Origin of the sequence: Mesorhizobium sp. ES1-3 (assembly GCF_020164795.1) — a bacterium.
Classification (GTDB): Bacteria; Pseudomonadota; Alphaproteobacteria; order Rhizobiales; family Rhizobiaceae; genus Mesorhizobium.
In genome coordinates this window covers 154,161-171,349 of record NZ_JAIUGW010000001.1, presented here as the reverse complement: position 1 = coordinate 171,349, position 17,189 = coordinate 154,161, and the positions used below count along the sequence as shown (strand labels likewise).

Below are 17,189 nucleotides of genomic sequence, written 5' to 3'. Positions count from 1 at the left end.
GGTTTGAGAATTAATTCTGCGTTCTTGGCTGTCAATCGAAATTGGAATAATTTATTCCTCGTCTGGCAAGTCTGAACAGCGAGGGATTCCGTGTCCGTCTTAAGCAGGATCAATGCCAAGCTCGACGGCATGGCGCCCAGCGATCGCGAGATCGGCCGTTATATCGTCGACAATCCCGACCAGATGCTGCGGCTGTCGACGGCCGCACTCGCGGCCGAGATCGGCCGCAGCCAGTCGAGCGTCGTCAAGTTCAGCCAGAAACTCGGCTATGCCAGCTATCAGGAACTCAAGCTCGCCGTCAGCGAGGCCAAGGCGCAGGATTGGCAGGTGCCGGCCGGCGTCATCCACGGCTCGATCGAGGTCGGCGATGGCTTTCCGGTCATCCTGAAGAAGCTGATCGGCAGCAAGCTGCTGTCGATGCAGCGGACCGTCGCCGCCAACAGCGAGCGCGTCATCTCCAGGACGCTGGAGCTGCTGGATGGCGCGCGGCGCATCCATCTGGTCGGCGTCGGCGCCTCCTCGCTGGTGGCGCGCGATTTCTCCTACAAGCTGATGAAGCTCGGCCGCAATGTGCTGCATGACAGCGACAGCCACATCCAGATGGCCAACGCCTCGACGCTCGGGCCTGGCGATGTGCTGTTCGCGCTCTCCTATTCCGGCGCCAGCATCGAAACCTTGCGCATCGCCGAGCTTGCAGCCAAGCGCGGCACGACGGTGATCGCCGTCACCGGCCTGCACGATAATCCGCTGAGCCGGGTCGCCGACATTCGCCTCTACACCATCGCCGACGAGGAACGCGCGCGCTCCTCCTCCATCACCGCGCGCGACGCGCAACTGACGCTGACCGACCTTCTGTTCATCCTGCTGGTGCAGAAGCAGCCGGACGCCAACGACTATGTTCACAACAGCGAAGCGGCGGTCACGGTGCTGAAGGCCGAGCGCTCGACGTAAAAGTCTCAGACGCTTTCGAGATAGGTTTCGATCTCGAAGTCGCTGACGTTGAGGGCAAACGTATTCAATTCCTGGCGTTTGCAGGCGACGAAGGAGTCGCGCAGGATTGCCGGGAAGATCTCCGCCACATGCGTCCCGACTTCGAAGGTCGCGATCGCCGACGCCCAGTCCGGCGGCAGCTTGGCAGGCACAACGCCTTGTCCGTCATTCCCCGCCGGGTCGCCCGGCGACATCTGCTTCTCGATGCCGATCAGTGCCGCGCCCAGTATGGCGGCAAGCACGAGATAAGGGTTGGCGTCCGCGCCCGAGACGCGATGCTCGATACGGCGCGCCCCGGTCGGGCCGCCGGGAATGCGGATCGCGACCATGCGGTTCTCGTAACCCCAGGCGACCGCGGTCGGTGCGTAGGATCGCGGGCGTAGCCTGCGGTAGGAATTGAAATGCGGCGCGAACACCAGCGTGCTCTCGGCCATTGCCGCCAGCAGCCCGCCGACCGCGTGGCGCATGGTGTCGGAGCCCTGGTCGGTGCCGTCGTCGAACACGTTGCGCCCTTCGCCGTCGACCAGGCTGAAATGGACGTGAAACCCGTTGCCGGCGCGGTCGCCATAGGGCTTGGCCATGAAGCAGGCGGCAAAGCCGTGCTTGCGGGCAATGCCCTTCACCGTGCGCTTGAACAACACCGCATCGTCGGCCGCTCGCAAAGCGTCGGCGACATGGTTCAGGTTGATCTCGAACTGGCCGACGCCGTTTTCGGCAATCGCCGTATCGACGGGAATGCCTTGCGCTCGGCAGGCTTCGTAGATGTCGTGGATGAAGGCTTCGAAATCGTCGATCTCGTCGATCGACAGCGCCGCGTCGGAATCGAGACGCCGCCCGGTGACCGGTGAGACCGGTCCGACCGGCCGCTGCGATTGCGGATCGACCAGGTAGAATTCGAGTTCGGTCGCCGCGACCGGAGTGAGGCCGAGCGCCTTGTAGCGATCGAGGATGCGGGCCAGTGCCCGCCGGGGGTCACCGAGATAGGGCGCGCCGCTCTCGTCGGCGAGCCAGAGCGGGACGAGTGCCGTCGGATGCGCCGTCCATTCCACCGGCAGAATGCCACGCCCCGTCCATTGGCAAAGGCCATCGGCATCGCCGGTCGAGAAGACCAGGCTGTTGCCTTCGATGTCCTCGCCCCAGACATCGAGCCCGATCAGCGAATAGGGCATGCGCAGCTTGCCTTCCAGCGCCTTGCGGGCCTGCTCGACCGGGATGCGCTTTCCCCGCATGATGCCGTTGAGGTCGCACACCGCGGCCCTCAGGCTCTGGATGTCGCTTCGGCTCTCGAGCCAATTCAAAACGTCCGCAATTGCATCGCTCAATTTCCGTTACCTCTGGTTCCCTGCGGTGCAGCGCCTGAGGCGGCCACCCTATTTCACGACAAGACAGCTGATGAGTTCATGAAGGTATCTCCGACGTCAGTCGGAAGAGTTTCCTTCATTTTTTCAAATCATTAGCTGGGATGTCGGGAGGCATTTCAGGAACCAATTGCGCGATTTGCGATCGCAACATAGCGACAAGGCAAGGGAAAGCCAAGGGGCATCTGGTGACGTGTCCAGGAGACACCGGTCTAGCTCCTCGCTTCCGGGAACTTGCCCTGCCGCAGGATGTGGGTCGCGCCCTCGTCGATGTCGCGAACGATGGCCGCCCGCGCCCGCGCGCCGTCTTGTGCCTCGATCGCCGCGACGACTTCCTCGTGATAGTCGATGTCCAGAATGGAGGAGAGGTCGTCCTCGAACCCCGTGGCGAGGTTTCGGAGAAACGGGCCGACCTGCATCCACACCGTTTCGATCAGGAAGATCATCTGCTCGTTGCCGCAATGGCGATAGATCGAGAATTTGAAGTCGTGGTTCTTCCTGAGATAGTCGCCGATATCGCCCTTGCGGGCCGCCAGGGTCAATTCGGTGCAATGGCGTCGGATCGCCCGCAGATTGTTGCCGTTGATGAGTTTCGTTGCAAGCTCGGTCGCCGGGCCTTCGAGGAGCGTGCGCACGGCGGTCAGTTGCGAAAACCGCTCGGCCGAGATCACCGGCACCTCGACGCTGCCGTTCGGCATCGGGCTCAACGCCCGCAATGCCTGCAGCCGCATGAAGGCACTGCGCACCGGCATGTCGCTGGTGCCGAGTTCCTTGGCGAGTTTGCGCGAGGTCAGCTTCTGGCCGGGCAGGAATTGGCCCGACATCAGGGCTCGCACGAGCTCCAGATAGACCTTCTCGTGCAAGGGCACGGTGTCGACGGCGGTCAAGCCGAAATGTGTTCTGTCGGCCATTGGCGAGGGCGCTACTTTATCTGTTCTGAAAATGACCTGACGACATCGGCCGCGGACAAACCTTGAGCCGGGTATGGCGGGAACACCCAAGCCGCCGATTGATCAGGCATGATAGACGCTTCGATCGTTGCGCGGCAAGCGAACTGCTGGAACCGGCGCGAGTGCAGTGGTTTGCCTTCCTTTCCGGGCTACCGATCCGGGGCCTGCCGGCTCTCTGCCGCCGCCAGACGCGTCAGCAAATTCTTGGTGATCCGGCCGACGTCGTTCATGGCGTCGCCCGCCGGCAAGGCGCCGCACCAGGCGACCGAACTCGCGCAGAAGATCAAACCGCCCGAAGGCAGATGGCGCAGCGTCATCTCCGCGCAGCGGCGCCCGTCGCGCTCGCTGTCACCTCCCTCGTACCAACGGGTCGCGTCATGGACGAAGCTGTCCGGGAAACCGGTCGCGCGCGCAATGACGATGGTGTCGGGGGATGTGCCCAGATGCGGGTCGGTGGCATCGACCTCGTAGCCGGCAGCCCCACCAAGCACGATGCCCTCGTCGCCGAACGTCTCGCTGGCGACGCCGTCGAACAACCACGCGGCCGAAGGCTGACGGCTTTCCGGCGTGCGTGTGAAAGGCCGCGCGCCGTCGAACCCCATCAGCGAGATGGCGACGCCGGTCAGCGAGAACTCGCCGCGCCCGCTGGCGCGCAGATAGCCTCCCGGCTGGTTGGTCATCGACAGCGACTGCTCGGCGATGGGACCGTCCCAGGTCCGGCCCGCCTCCAGCGGCGAGCGGCGCAGTTCCATCAGATCGTCTTGGAACGCCACCTTGCCGGCAAAGCCATTGCCGCCGAGATAGGCGATGCTGCCACCCGCCGCCGCGAACTGGCGCAAGGCATGTTCCATCTCGACCGACATGTATTCGGGATGGCTGCCGGTGATGACGGCCTGATAGTCCTGCAACCCGGCAAGGCCCCGCTCGTGCAGGTCGCGGTCGGTGATGAGATCGAAGGCAATGTCGTTGCTGTGGCAGAAGCGCAGAAAGTGCAGGTCGACCGGTAGGTTGTGCGGGCAGCCGCACAGCGGGTACTTGTAGTCGTCGCGCAGCGTCGCCTTCGGCTTCCTGGTGGAACAGATCGACACGCCGCTGAGGTCGCTGTGGTAGTCGTAGAGCGACCTCAGATTGTTGTCGATGGCGAAGCGATGGCCGCGATCCTCGCACCTCCATTCGTAGAGATGGCCCGGCAAGAATTCATCCGCGTAGGCGACATAGGTAGCCGTCGGCACCAGGAACAACAGCGGTGCGCGGCGTACCGACGAAGTGATGAAGAAGACGATGCGCTCCGATCCGGCATCATGGCTGACCTCGAAGGCATAGACGCCGGCGGATGCTTCGGCGGAGATTTGCGCATGGTATGAGGCGGGCCACTGCAACGCGCCCATGTCGTCGTCGTGGCAATGCACGGCGTCGTAATGCGACGGCACCAGGCGGGGGTCGAAACACGACCCGTCCCAGCGCCGCGAGGTCATGCAGAAGGCGGGCTGGTTGATCGTTTCCAGGAAGAGGACGCGATCGGTGCCTGTCGAGGCGAGCGGGCCGCTCGGCAGCAGGGTCGGAAACGTCCAGGCGATACGACCAGCCGTGGTTTGAAGGGAGATCGCAGAGATTTTCGCATTGAGCGACCTGGCATCGTTAGCCGCGCTGGTACCGAAGACCATGTCACCGGTCAGCGGGCGCCATGGCAGGTCGAATCGATGATCCAGGTGAAACGACGACAGGAGATCGTCCGAATCGATCCGCAGCACGGCCGCGCCGTCGTTCGACGAAATCTCGACCTTGAGCCAGGTGTTTGCCGGCAAGGCCACGCCGCTATCGAGCGGCTTGCCGCGGTCGCCTGACATCAGCCGCCCGTCCTGCAGGCCGAGGCGCAGGTTTCCGCTCTCGAACAGCACGCGGGCGCCATCATTGCGGGTCAAGTACACTTCGAAGGCGACGCCTTCGATCTCGGTGGCCTTGGCCAGTTCGGTCGCCGCGATCTTCAGGAAGGATCCATGATCGAAGTCCCGATGCGACACGGCATTTCCTGTCGACTCGACGCGCCAGCCCATCGGCTCGGCCGCGGGCGTGTCGAGCCGCACGACGTGCACGTCGCGTACCTGCCGCGCCGACGAGACATGAAGGGCGACCGGTGTTCCGGCCGCTGTATGCCAGGGAACGGTATAGCCCGAGACGGCCATGGCGCCGTGATCGACGGGGCGTTTCATCGCCGCAAACGTCCGCGCTGCGATCCCGGCGGTCGCAATCTCATGGATGGCAAGCTGGACAATTCTCTCACACCCTTGGGTTCTGGAGGGGATATACCTCTAGCTTTGATTGCTGACGAAGTCCGCGGAGATCTCGCCCTGGCTATTGAGACAACCGGCCAAGGCGGGTTCTACCCAGCCATCGACAGGCATCCGCGTGGTGCCTGATCTACGGCGACACTATCGCGATCGTCCAAAACCGGACAATCGTTCTCGTAGCTCGACCTCTTCATCACAAATCTTGACCTTTCCCGCACTTGCACGTCCGCTCGCTCTCTGGCTTTTTGGGGTACCCATCCGAACGGACTGATTCGCGTCATGCCGCTCGATTGCAATGTCTTGCAGGCGGTCTGCTTGTGGGACGTGAAGCGCACGCAGTTGGCGAAGGAGAAGCAGGCATGGCCGAGTTCAAGAAGCCGGAAATCTCCGAGATGAGACCCAAGATCACCGTGATCGGTGTCGGCGGCGGCGGCGGCAACGCGATCAACAACATGATCGTGGAACAGCTTCAGGGAACCGAGTTCATTGCCGCCAACACCGATGCCCAGGCGCTGACCATGTCCAAGGCGACGCGGCTGATCCAGCTTGGCGCGCACGTCACGGAAGGCCTTGGCGCCGGTTCGCTGCCCGAGATCGGCCGTGCCGCTGCAGAGGAATCGCTCGACGAGATCATGGATCATCTGGCCGGCACGCACATGTGTTTCGTCACAGCCGGCATGGGCGGCGGCACCGGCACCGGTGCGGCTCCGATCATCGCCCAGGCGGCGCGCAAGGCCGGCATCCTGACGGTCGGCGTCGTCACCAAGCCGTTCACCTTCGAGGGCAGGCGCCGCATGCAGATGGCCGAAGAGGGCATCGAGCGGCTGCGCGAGGCCGCCGACACGGTCATCGTGATCCCCAACCAGAACCTGTTCCGCATCGCCGATGCCAAAACCACCTTCGCCGATGCCTTCGTCATCGCCGACCGGGTGCTTTATTCCGGCGTCAGCTGCATCACCGACCTCATCGTCAAGGAAGGCCTGATCAATCTCGACTTCGCCGACGTCAAATCGGTGATGCGCGGCATGGGCCGCGCCATGATGGGAACCGGCGAGGCCTCGGGCGACGGCCGGGCGATGAAGGCGGCGGAAGCCGCGATCGCCAACCCGTTGCTCGACGAAATGTCCATGAAGGGCGCCAAGGGCGTCCTGGTGTCGATCTCGGGCGGCAGGGACATGACCCTGTTCGAGGTCGACGAGGCGGCTACGCGCATCCGCGAGGAAGTCTACGAGGACGCCGACATCATCGTCGGCGCCATCTTCGACAAGAGCATGGAAGGCCGCTTCAGGGTATCGGTGGTGGCGACGGGCCTCGATCGTTCGCTCGCCGAGGGCGACGCCGATGCCGGCATCGCGCGGGATCATTCCCTACCTTCCGCCGCACGGACCTTGCAGTAAGGGCTGCTCCCTTCAAATCGGCTGGCATCGGTCAGGCGGCCTGCGGAATTGCGCGGGCCGCCTCGTGCTCGCTGCGTTCCGTACCCGGGCACAAGATCGTCTGATCGCGATTTAAAACGTTTGCATTTTCGCAAAAGCCAATTACAAACGTTTCAAACTCGTTCAAGGGAGGATCGGTGACGACCCGCGTCATCACGCTGAAGGAGCTTGCGGCCAGCCTCGACCTGTCGATCACGACCGTCTCGCGAGCGCTTGCCGGCCATGAGCAGATAGCGCTCAAGACCCGTGAGCGTGTCGCGCAGGCGGCGCGCCAAGCGGGCTACGTGCCCAACACCGCGGCGCGCACGCTGGTCTCCGGCCGCAGCGGTTTCGTCGGCCTGGTGTTGCCGATACGCGGACCCAATCTTGTCGATTCCTTTCTGGGCGAATTCGTCACCGGGCTCGGCGAAGGGCTGGTGTCGCATGGCGCCGACCTCATCCTTGCCACCGCCGCACTCGGCCATTCGGAATTGTCCGTGCTGCGCCATGTCGTGGAATCCGGGCGCGCCGACGGCGTCGTCGTCACACGTATCGCCGAGATCGACGAGCGCCTGGTCTATTTGCGCGAGCGCGGCTTTCCGTTTGTCGCTCACGGCAGGTTGCTCGACAGCGATTTTGGCTACAACTGGCTCGACACCGACGGCGCACACGCCTTCGGCGAAGCCTTCGACATGCTCTATGATCTCGGGCACCGCCATTTCGGCCTGGTGACGATCTCCGAGCCGATGACCTTCCGCCATCTCAGGCAGGACGGTCTTGCCGCGGCCATCGCCCGGCGAGGCGACCCGTCGGTGCGCCTCGACGTGGCGACGGCACCGCGCTTCGACCATGAAGCCCGTGTCCAGGCCGTCAACCAGATGCTGCATGGGCCTGGCCGGCCGACCGCCGTCATCGCCCTTTTCGACGAACTGGCGCTGACGGTGATGGAAGAGGCGGCGCGTGCGGGGCTCGTCGTGCCGCGCGACCTTTCCGTCATCGGTTTCGACAACATCGCCGCCTCGGCCTATGCGCCCCCGGGCCTCACCACGTTCGACGCCTCGATCCGCCAATGCGCGCGTGAAATCGCCGACATGCTGCTTGCCGTCATCGCCGGGCAACCCGGCAAACCGCTGACGCGGCTGATCCGGCCGACACTGGTTGCGCGGGCAAGCCACGGGCCCGCGCCGCGAACAAGAAGCTGATGCCGTCATGACGGCGCGTATCCAGGGAGGAAGACCATGATGAAAGCATTGAAGACACTGGCGGGCGCCGCGCTGGCACTGTCGGTCGCCGCTGGTGGCGCCGAGGCCCAGCAGGTGCTGTTCTGGTCGACGCAGGCGCGCCCGGTCGAAGAAACGCAGAAGATGCGCGACGAGGTGCTGAAAGGCTTCGACGGTCCGGTCGACTACCAGGTCGCCGAGGACGGTCCCTGGCTCACCCGCCTGCAGGCCGAATTGCAGGCCGGCTCCGGCACCATCGGTCTGCTGGGCGGCCTGCATGGCGATTTCTCGACCGTCGGCGCGAACCTCGTCGACCTGTCCGGAATCGATGTCGGCGGCGTCAAGGTCAACGAGGCCTACAGGAAGCTCGGCATGCTCGGCACCGGCGAACAGAAGTACCTGCCCTGGATGCAGGCAACCTACCTGATGGCCGCCAACAAACAGGCCTTGCAATACCTGCCCGCAGGCGTCGACCTCAACACCATCACCTATGACCAGTTGATCGAATGGTCGAAGACCATCGCCGAGAAGACCGGTTCGCCGAAATTCGGCTTTCCGGCTGGCCCCAAGGGGCTGAAGCATCGCTTCTTCGAGGGCTTCCTCTATCCGTCCTATACGGGTTCGATGGTCACCAAGTTCCGTTCGGCCGAGGCCGAGACGGCATGGAACAAGTTCAAGGAATTGTGGCAGTACACCAACCCGAACTCGACCAACTACGCCTTCATGCAGGAGCCGTTGCTGACTGGTGAGGTATGGGTGGCGTTCGATCACGTCGCGCGGCTCGCCGATGCGTTCAACAAGAAGCCTGACGACTTCGTCGCTTTCCCGGCCCCGGCTGGCCCCGCCGGTCGCGGCTTCATGCCTGTCGTTGCCGGTGTCGCCATTCCCAAGACTTCGCCTGACATGGACAAGGCGAAGGCGCTGGTCGCCTATATGCTCAAGCCCGAAACCCAGATCGCCACGCTCAGGGCGACCAATTTCTTCCCCGTCGTCGACGTCAAGCTGCCCGACGACATGCCGGCTTCGGTGAAGGCTTTCGGCCCGGCGATCGCCACCATGACCGGAGCTCCCGATGCGATGCCGGCGTTGTTGCCGATGGGTCTTGGCGACCTCGGCGGCAAGTTCAACCAGATCTACACCGACAGTTTCGAGCGCATCGTGCTTGGTGGCGAGGACGTGCATGGCGTGCTCGCGGAAGAGGCGACGGCGCTCAAGGCGATCATCGACCAGTCCAAGGCGCCGTGCTGGGCGCCCGACAAGCCATCCGACGGCGCTTGTCCCGTCGACTGACATCCTCCCAAGGGGGCGTCCGGAGTTTGTTGCACTCCGGGCGCCCAGGCCGCGGCATCGCAAAGGATGAACACCATGCACGGCAAGGCTCTGCCCTATCTGCTGCTGATGCCGGCGACCTTGTTCCTCTGCATCTTCTTCCTCTATCCATTCGCGTTGGTCGTCTTCGAGGCGGTGACCCGCGACGGCGCCTTCACACTCGATAATTTCCGCACCATGGCCGGCAGCTGGAAATTCCCCGCCACCGTCCGCAACACCCTGCTGCTGGCGGCAATCGTCGTGCCGATCCAATTGGTCATGGCTCTTTTGATGGCCAGCGTGGTTTCGCGGCTGGAGACCGGACGAAGTGCCGTGCTCTACGTCTTCGCCATCCCGCTCGGCATTTCCGATCTCGCCGCCGGCCTGATCTGGCTCGCCATCTTCGACCAGTCCGGCTTCCTCAACACGCTGCTTTCCAGTTTCGGCATCGTCGACAGGCCGGTCATGTTCCTCGGCTACCAGAGCAAGCTGACCATCTTCATCGCCGTGGCGCTGGCCGAGATCTGGCGGGCCACCGCGATCATGATGGTCATCCTCGTCGCCGGCATGGGCCTGATCCCCAAGGAATATTACGAGGCGGCGGAAGTGTTCGGGGCAAGCCCGTGCCAGCGCTTTGTGCGCATCACGCTGCCGCTGCTTCGCCCCAGCCTGCAGACGGCCATCATCCTGCGCGTCATCCTCGCCTTCGAGGTCTTCGCCGTGGTGGCGGCACTTGGCGGCACCAACCTGCCGGTGCTGATGGGCGAGACCTACAACTGGCAATTCACGTTGCAGGACCGCAATGTCGCAGCCGCCTCCGCGCTGCTCATCCTCGCCATCTCGATCGGCTTCACGCTGTTCTTCCTCAGGGTGCTACGCGTGCCCAAGGAGGCCAGGATATGAAGGAGGCCAGGATATGAAGGAAGCCAGGATATGAGCGCCGTGGCCGAAGCACAGGTCGCCACGTCAGCCGATGCCCGCAAGGCCGGCAACTGGCTGTTGATCGCCACCGCGATCGTGCTCAGCGTCTGGGTGCTGGTGCCGATTTACCTCCTGATCGTCAATGCGCTGTCGTCGCCCGGCGAGGTTACCGCGTTCCCCAAGCGCTTCCTCCCGTCCTTCGACCTCGGCAGCCTGTCGTTCTTCATCAATTTCGCCGGCGTCGCCAGGGCGCTGTGGAACTCGGTGCTGGTCGCCACGCTGACGATGATCCTGGCAATCGGCTTCGGCGCGCCGGCCGGCTACGCGCTGTCGCGCTTCGATTTTCCGGGGAAGGGCACCTTCCGCTTCCTGGTGCTGATGACCCGCGCCTTCCCGCTGCCGCTTCTGGCCTTGCCTCTGGCGGTGATGTTCATCCACACTGGCCTCGACGACACCGCCATCGGGCTGGCGCTGGTCCACACCACGCTGGCGCTGCCGTTCGCCGTGCTCATCACCTTCTCGCTCTTCTCAGGCATTCCGGTCGAGCTCGAGGAAGCGGCCTGGACGCTCGGCTGCACACGCTGGCAAGCCTTTCGCAAGGTCATCCTGCCGCTGGCGCTGCCCGGCATCGCCGCCTCGGCGGTGTTTGCCTTCACCATCTCCTGGAACGAGGTGTTCGCCGCCGCCGTGCTCACCATCGAGAACCGCACGCTGACCGCCTTCCTGCTGCAAAGCCTCGGTGAATCGCCGCTCTATCTCAAATTCGCGGGCGGCGCGGCCTTGGTCGTGCCGGCGCTGATCTTCATCTTCGCCGTTCGAAAATACCTGTTCGCCATGTGGGGGATTGCCAACCGATGACACGCGCCACGGAGACGGCTGATGGCTGAAATCGCAATCAAGGGCGTGGCCAGGCGGTTTGGTGACTTCACCGCGCTGCATCAGATCGACCTCACCATCGCCGACCAGGAATTCATGGTGCTGCTCGGCGCCTCGGGCTGCGGCAAGACCACGCTGCTCAGGATCGTCGCCGGGCTGGAGACGCCGAGCCAAGGAGAGGTCTGGATCGGCGGCCGCCGTGTCGATCATCTGCCGCCGCGCGATCGCGGCATTGCCATGGTGTTCCAGAACTATGCCGTCTTTCCACACCTGACCGTGTTCGAGAACATCGCCTTCGGCCTGCGCATGAAGAAATTGCCGCGGCAGGAAATCGAGCGCCGCGTCAACCGCACCGCCGAACTCATGCATATCGAGCAATTGCTGAAGCGCTACTCCGGCCAGTTGTCAGGCGGCCAGCGCCAGCGTGTCGCCGTCGCTCGCGCGCTCGCCATGGAGCCCGACGTCATCCTGATGGACGAGCCGCTGTCGAACCTCGACGCGTTGCTGCGGCTGGAAATGCGGGCCGAACTCAAAGGCGTGCTTGCCGGGTCGAAGACCACCACCATCTATGTCACCCACGACCAGGTCGAGGCGATGAGCCTCGCCGACCGCATCGCCGTCATGCATCAGGGCCGCATCGTCCAGGCTGCGTCGCCGGTCGAGGTCTACCGCAATCCGGCGGCGCGCTTCGTCGGCTCCTTCATCGGCAATCCGCCGATGAATTTCCTGCCCGCGACCAAGGCAGCGAACGGAAACTGGAACGTTGCCGGGCTGGCGCTGTCCGGTCCCAAATCGGACAAGCAGAAAGTCGAGTTCGCCATTCGCCCCGAGGATGTCGATGCCGGTGGCGAGGGCCTGCCCGCCACGGTGCGGATCATCGAGCCGCTCGGGCCGCACACGCTGGTCACCTGCGATGTCGGGGGCAGCCTGTTCCGGGCCGTGCTCGAGTCCGGCGTAGCCATTACCGTCGGCGATCGCCTGCGGCTCGCTCCCAAGCCCGACCGCATCCGCTGGTTCGACCCCGAAACGACGCAAGCCTTGTGAAAGACCTGAAACGTCCATGACCGCTCATGCCACCAATGACATCATCGCCCGCGCCGTCGAAGTGCTGAAGGAGAACGATCAGGGGACCTATACCATCCCGACAAAAGGTCTCTATCCGTTCCAGTGGAACTGGGATTCCTGCCTGACGGCGCTCGGCCTTGCCCATTATGACGAAGCGCGCGCCTGGACCGAGATCGAGACGTTGTTTGCGCATCAGTGGCCGGACGGCATGGTGCCGCATATCGTCTTCCATGTCTGGAACGACGGTTATTTTCCCGGTCCCGCGGTCTGGCGAACCGGTCGCCCGACCGCCACGTCGGGCATCACCCAGCCAGCCGTCGCAGGCTTTGCCGTGCGGCGCCTGTTCGACCGCGCCAAGGACAGGACATTGGCCGCCGAGCGGGTCCGCGCGCTGCTGCCGAAGATCGACGCCTGGCATCGCTGGTTCTACGAAAGCCGCGACCCGAAAGGTGAGGGGCTGGTCGCCATCATCCATCCCTGGGAATCCGGCCGCGACAATTCCATCGATTGGGACGACGCCTTCGAGCGCGTGCCGACCGAGGGCATCGAGCCCTATACCCGCCGTGATACCTTGCATGCCGATCCGGCACATCGCCCGACCAAGGCGCAGTACGATCGTTATCTCTGGCTGGTGCAGCGTTTTCGCGGGCTCGGTTGGGACAATGCGAAACTGCACGATGCCTCGCCTTTCCAGATTGTCGATCCCGGCTTCAACGCCATCCTGATCCGCGCCGCCACCGACCTTGCAGATCTTGCCGAAGCGCTTGGCGAGACAGCGATCGCCAAAGCCAACCGTGCCTTTGCCGAAAAGGGCCTGGTCGCCATGGAGCGGCTGTGGAGCGACGCACACGGTCAATACCTCTGTCTCGACCGCGTGTCCGGCAGGCTTGTCGACAGCGCCTCGGTTGGCGGCATCCTGCCAGCCTTTGCGGCGATTCCGAAAGACCGAGCCGCTGCAGTCGCCGCGGCCGTCGAACGCCTTGCCGACACTATGCGTTACGTCGTGCCGTCACATGATCCCGCCGATCCGCGCTTCGACGCCAAACGCTACTGGCGCGGCCCGGTCTGGCTGGTGGTCAACTACATGATCGCCGACGGCCTTGCCGCCGCCGGCCACGGTCAGGTCGCACGGCGCATCACGCGATCCAGCCTCGACCTGATCCGGGAGAGCGGATTTGCCGAATACTACGACCCGCTGACCGGTGAGCCGCTCGGCGGCGGCCGTTTCACCTGGACGGCGGCGATGGTGATCGAGTTTCTGCGTGGGGCGCAAGTGGGTGGGGTTTAAGCGCGTCGGGGTGGGAACGTTTCTCTTCAGGACGCTTTCTCGCCGACTAGATCAAATCGCTCGATCTCACATTCGCGGGCGACCAGCGCTAGGATTTCCGTTGAAGGTTCGGTCGCATCGGGCTGTCTCCATTCGAGATTGAACGAGTAGACGAAGCGGTCGCGGCTGAAATCGTGCTCCATCGTGGCAAGGCGTGCGTCATAGCCGAGCGGCCGCACCATCTCTTGAAGGTCGGGCGGTGAACTTTTCGCCCAGGAAACCGACAGGATCGCATGGTGGTCGCGCGGGATCTTGAGATCGACCCATTTCAACACCTGAAGCGTCAGCAGCGTCAGCACGGTTGCAATTCCCGCAAGACCGAACTGGCCGCCGCCAAAAGCAAGTCCGATCATCGTCATGATCCACATGGTGGCCGCGGTGGTGACACCGGTCACGAGGTCGCCGCGCCGAAGGATGGCACCGCCGCCGATGAAGCCCACGCCGGTCAGCACGCCAAGCGGGAGGCGCAGCACGTCCATGCGGGAGAAGAAATCCATTCCCTTGCCTGTCGTATCAAGCAGCAAGTTGGCCTGGATCATCGCAACCGCGGCCGCAAGGCCGACGAGGATGGTCGTCCGAAGCCCGGCGGTGTGGCCACGCGCTTCCCTGTTCAGGCCAATGAGGAAACCTGCAAGCACCACAAACAGCAGCCGTGCGACAAGATCGGGCCATGTCGGATGAAGCGGCATATCGCAGCAAAGCGGCTCGAACATTGTCCTGTCAGGCGGCGCCAGTGCTCCGCCTCTCCACTGTTTCCCCCGGGTTTTCGGCACCGCTCAGTGCCGGCGTTGCTTGCGGCTGGCCGGCGCGCCGCGACCTCGATGTAAGAACCTCTTTGCCCTCCTGAAGTTCCGGCCGGGCCGCGGCGCGGCCGGCCGGCCAACCGCCATGCGATTTTGAAAGGTGGCGCTTGACTTCGGCCAATCCATGTGAAAAATTTTGCAGCAACTGATAAAAATATCACCGGGACGGAAACGTGGTTGGTTTTGGAAACGGCCTTTTGCGCGACGATGATGCCAGCATGGCGGCGCGGGCTGCGTGGCTTCATTACGCTGGTGGCCTGACCCAGTCCGAGGTCGCCAAGCGGCTGGGGCTGACCAGCCTCAAGGCCCACCGCCTCATCACCAAGGCCAACCAGGAAGGGCTGGTGAAGGTCTATATCGACGGCGAAGTGTCGGAATGCGTCGAACTCGAGGACGAATTGTCCCGCCGCTATGGCCTCGACTATTGCGAGGTGGTCCCGGATTTCGATTCCGAGGATCTGCCGCTCAAGGCGCTCGGCATTGCCGGAGCGCAGTTCCTCAAGCGCGAGATCGAACGCGGCGAGCAGGCACTGATCGGCGTCGGCCATGGCCGCACGCTCGCGGCTTGCGTGGAATACCTGCCGCGCACGACCACCGACCGGATCCGTTTCGTTTCGCTGCTCGGCGGCCTGACGCGGAAATTCTCGGCCAACCCGCATGACGTCATCCACCGTCTCGCCGAACGCACCGGCGCCGAAGCCTATGTGATGCCGGTGCCGATGTTCGCCAACACGGCGGAGGACCGCATCGTGCTGCTGGGCCAGAAGGGCGTTAGCGAGGTCTTCGATCTCGCCAGATCCGCCGACCTGGTTTTCGCCGGCATCGGTACCGCCGAACGCGAGGCTTCGCTGGTCGCCACCGGCATGATCGAGAAGGGTGAGATGGAGGAGATCCGCCGCAATGGCGGCGTCGGCGAATTGCTCGGCCATTTCTTCGACGAGGCCGGCAAGGCGGTGGCGACGACCGTTTCCAACCGGGCGCTGGCGCTGGCGCGCGAGGACATCGCCAGCCGTAGGATCGTCGCCGTCGCCGGCGGCAGGATCAAGGTTCGCGCCATCAAGTCGGTGCTGGAGGGGCGCTATCTCAAGGGCCTGATAACAGACGAGCGGACGGCGCGATCGCTCGTGGAAGAGACGCCGGTCGGGTAGCCGGCAACGGTTCAGTTGAAACTACCCTGTGGAGGAGAAGACGAAATGCATGAGAAAGAGAAAGACCTAATAGACGCCTTCCTGCGCGGACAAGTCGACCGTCGCGGACTGATCAAGGGCCTGGGAGCGATGGGCCTCGCTGCCGGCACCGCCGGCACGCTGCTCAACCTGGGCCAGACCCGCGCGCTCGCCGCCGACTTCGACTGGCAGGCGCATAAGGGCAAGACCATCAAGCTCCTGCTCAACAAGCATCCCTATGCCGATGCGATGATCGCCGACCTGGAGAACTTCAAGAAGCTGACCGGCATGAACGTCGTCTATGACGTCTTCCCCGAAGACGTCTATTTCGACAAGGTGACCGCGGCCCTGTCGGCGAGCTCGCCCGAATACGACGCCTTCATGACCGGCGCCTACATGACCTGGACCTATGGCCCAGCCGGCTGGATCACCGACCTCAACGAATGGATCAAGGATCCGGCCAAGACCAACCCGAACTATGCCTGGGACGATTTTCTCCCAGGCGTGAAGTCGTCCTGCGCCTGGAACGGCAAGCCGGGTGGCGCTCTGGGTTCGGAAGACGCCAAGCAGTGGTGCATTCCGTGGGCCTTCGAGCAGAACAACATCACCTACAACAAGGGCATGTTCGACAAGGCCGGCGTCGGCGTCCCCGGCAACCTGGACGAGATGATCACGACGGCGGCCAAGCTGCAGAAGGATATCGGCAGCGGCGTCTACGGCATCGGCGTGCGCGGCTCGCGCTCCTGGGCGACGATCCATCCGGGCTTCCTGTCTGCCTACTCGAATTTCAACGAGAAGGATCTGACTGTTTCCGCCGATGGCAAGCTCGCGGCGGCGATGAACACCGCCGGCTCAAAGGCCTTCCATGCCAAATGGGTGCAGATGATCCAGGAGAGCGGCCCCAAGGACTGGTCGACCTACACCTGGTACCAGGTCGGTACCGATCTCGGCGCCGGCGCCTCGGCGATGATCTTCGACGCCGACTGCCTCGGCTACTTCATGAATGGCGGCGACAACAAGATGGCCGGCAAGCTCGCCTATGCCGCCTTCACCGCCAACCCGGAAGCCAAGGCCTCGACGCCCAATATCTGGATCTGGTCGCTGGCGATGTCCAACTTCTCCAAGGACAAGGACGCGACCTGGTACTTCCTGCAATGGGCCTCGGGACCGGAGCACGGCCTGTTCGGCGCCACCAAGATGGATTTCGTCGATCCGGTCCGCCAGTCGGTGTGGAAGGACGAGATGTTCCGCGAGAAGCTGAACAAGAGCTACCCCGGCTATGTCGAGATGTTCGACGCTTCGGCGGCCGGCGCGTCGATCAAGTTCACGGCGCAGCCGCTGTTCTTCGACCTCACCACCGAATGGGCGGCGACGCTGCAGAAGATGGTGGCCAAGGAAGTGCCGGTCGACGAGGGCCTCGACAAGCTCGCCGAGAGCATCAACGGCCAGCTCAAGGAAGCCGGTCTCGGTTAAGTCGCAAGGACGCCGGCCTGCTTGGCGAG

The 17,189-nt window shown here is 63.8% G+C and carries 14 protein-coding genes; 10 read left to right on the top strand and 4 right to left on the bottom strand.

The window, feature by feature from the left end; translation table 11 throughout:
• The first annotated feature begins 90 nt into the window (after window positions 1–90).
• On the top strand, window positions 91–951 hold the full coding sequence (locus LB536_RS00805) for a MurR/RpiR family transcriptional regulator (RefSeq protein ID WP_224589745.1): 861 nt from the start codon (window positions 91–93) through the stop codon (window positions 949–951).
• Between the two features lie 5 nt (window positions 952–956).
• Here LB536_RS00805 and LB536_RS00800 read toward each other — a convergent pair whose 3' ends face one another.
• From LB536_RS00800 to LB536_RS00790, 3 genes are all read right to left on the bottom strand, one after another.
• Entirely contained in the window at window positions 957–2,312 is a 1,356-nt protein-coding gene (locus LB536_RS00800; RefSeq protein WP_224589744.1) for a glutamine synthetase family protein, read from the bottom strand.
• A 248-nt stretch (window positions 2,313–2,560) separates the two neighbouring features.
• A complete protein-coding gene (locus LB536_RS00795; RefSeq protein WP_140813540.1) occupies window positions 2,561–3,259 on the bottom strand; it encodes a GntR family transcriptional regulator in 699 nt (232 codons plus the stop codon).
• Between the two features lie 188 nt (window positions 3,260–3,447).
• Window positions 3,448–5,508: a N,N-dimethylformamidase beta subunit family domain-containing protein gene (locus LB536_RS00790; RefSeq protein WP_224589743.1), complete on the bottom strand. Its 2,061-nt coding sequence runs from the start codon at window positions 5,506–5,508 to the stop codon at window positions 3,448–3,450.
• Window positions 5,509–5,945: 437 nt separating this feature from the next.
• Here LB536_RS00790 and ftsZ point away from each other — a divergent pair, with 437 nt between their 5' ends.
• The 7 genes from ftsZ (at window position 5,946) to LB536_RS00755 (ending at window position 13,679) form a co-directional block, all read left to right on the top strand.
• Entirely contained in the window at window positions 5,946–6,983 is a 1,038-nt protein-coding gene (gene ftsZ / locus LB536_RS00785; RefSeq protein ID WP_140757689.1) for a cell division protein FtsZ, read from the top strand.
• A 176-nt stretch (window positions 6,984–7,159) separates the two neighbouring features.
• Window positions 7,160–8,203: a LacI family DNA-binding transcriptional regulator gene (locus LB536_RS00780; protein ID WP_224589742.1), complete on the top strand. Its 1,044-nt coding sequence runs from the start codon at window positions 7,160–7,162 to the stop codon at window positions 8,201–8,203.
• Between the two features lie 36 nt (window positions 8,204–8,239).
• Window positions 8,240–9,511 carry an ABC transporter substrate-binding protein gene (locus LB536_RS00775; RefSeq protein ID WP_224589741.1) on the top strand — a complete coding sequence of 424 codons (1,272 nt, stop codon included), beginning with the start codon at window positions 8,240–8,242 and terminating at the stop codon, window positions 9,509–9,511.
• Between the two features lie 75 nt (window positions 9,512–9,586).
• Window positions 9,587–10,432 (top strand): carbohydrate ABC transporter permease, encoded by an 846-nt coding sequence (locus tag LB536_RS00770; protein ID WP_224589740.1) that lies wholly within the window; start codon window positions 9,587–9,589, stop codon window positions 10,430–10,432.
• A 30-nt stretch (window positions 10,433–10,462) separates the two neighbouring features.
• On the top strand, window positions 10,463–11,308 hold the full coding sequence (locus LB536_RS00765; protein ID WP_224589739.1) for a carbohydrate ABC transporter permease: 846 nt from the start codon (window positions 10,463–10,465) through the stop codon (window positions 11,306–11,308).
• A 21-nt stretch (window positions 11,309–11,329) separates the two neighbouring features.
• Window positions 11,330–12,370 carry an ABC transporter ATP-binding protein gene (locus LB536_RS00760; protein ID WP_224589738.1) on the top strand — a complete coding sequence of 347 codons (1,041 nt, stop codon included), beginning with the start codon at window positions 11,330–11,332 and terminating at the stop codon, window positions 12,368–12,370.
• 16 nt (window positions 12,371–12,386) lie between these two features.
• Window positions 12,387–13,679, top strand: a complete 1,293-nt coding sequence (locus LB536_RS00755; protein ID WP_224589737.1) for an amylo-alpha-1,6-glucosidase — start codon at window positions 12,387–12,389, stop codon at window positions 13,677–13,679.
• Window positions 13,680–13,705: 26 nt separating this feature from the next.
• Here LB536_RS00755 and LB536_RS00750 read toward each other — a convergent pair whose 3' ends face one another.
• The gene (locus tag LB536_RS00750) at window positions 13,706–14,431 is read right to left on the bottom strand and encodes an MgtC/SapB family protein (protein WP_140757810.1); all 726 of its coding nucleotides are present in this window, start codon (window positions 14,429–14,431) and stop codon (window positions 13,706–13,708) included.
• 263 nt (window positions 14,432–14,694) lie between these two features.
• Between LB536_RS00750 and LB536_RS00745 the strand changes: the two genes are divergently transcribed.
• Together LB536_RS00745 and LB536_RS00740 are read left to right on the top strand one after the other, a co-directional pair.
• Window positions 14,695–15,669 (top strand): sugar-binding transcriptional regulator, encoded by a 975-nt coding sequence (locus LB536_RS00745; RefSeq protein ID WP_224589736.1) that lies wholly within the window; start codon window positions 14,695–14,697, stop codon window positions 15,667–15,669.
• Window positions 15,670–15,714: 45 nt separating this feature from the next.
• Complete coding sequence (locus tag LB536_RS00740; protein WP_224589735.1) at window positions 15,715–17,160, top strand: extracellular solute-binding protein; 1,446 nt, start codon at window positions 15,715–15,717, stop codon at window positions 17,158–17,160.
• Window positions 17,161–17,189 lie beyond the last annotated feature (29 nt).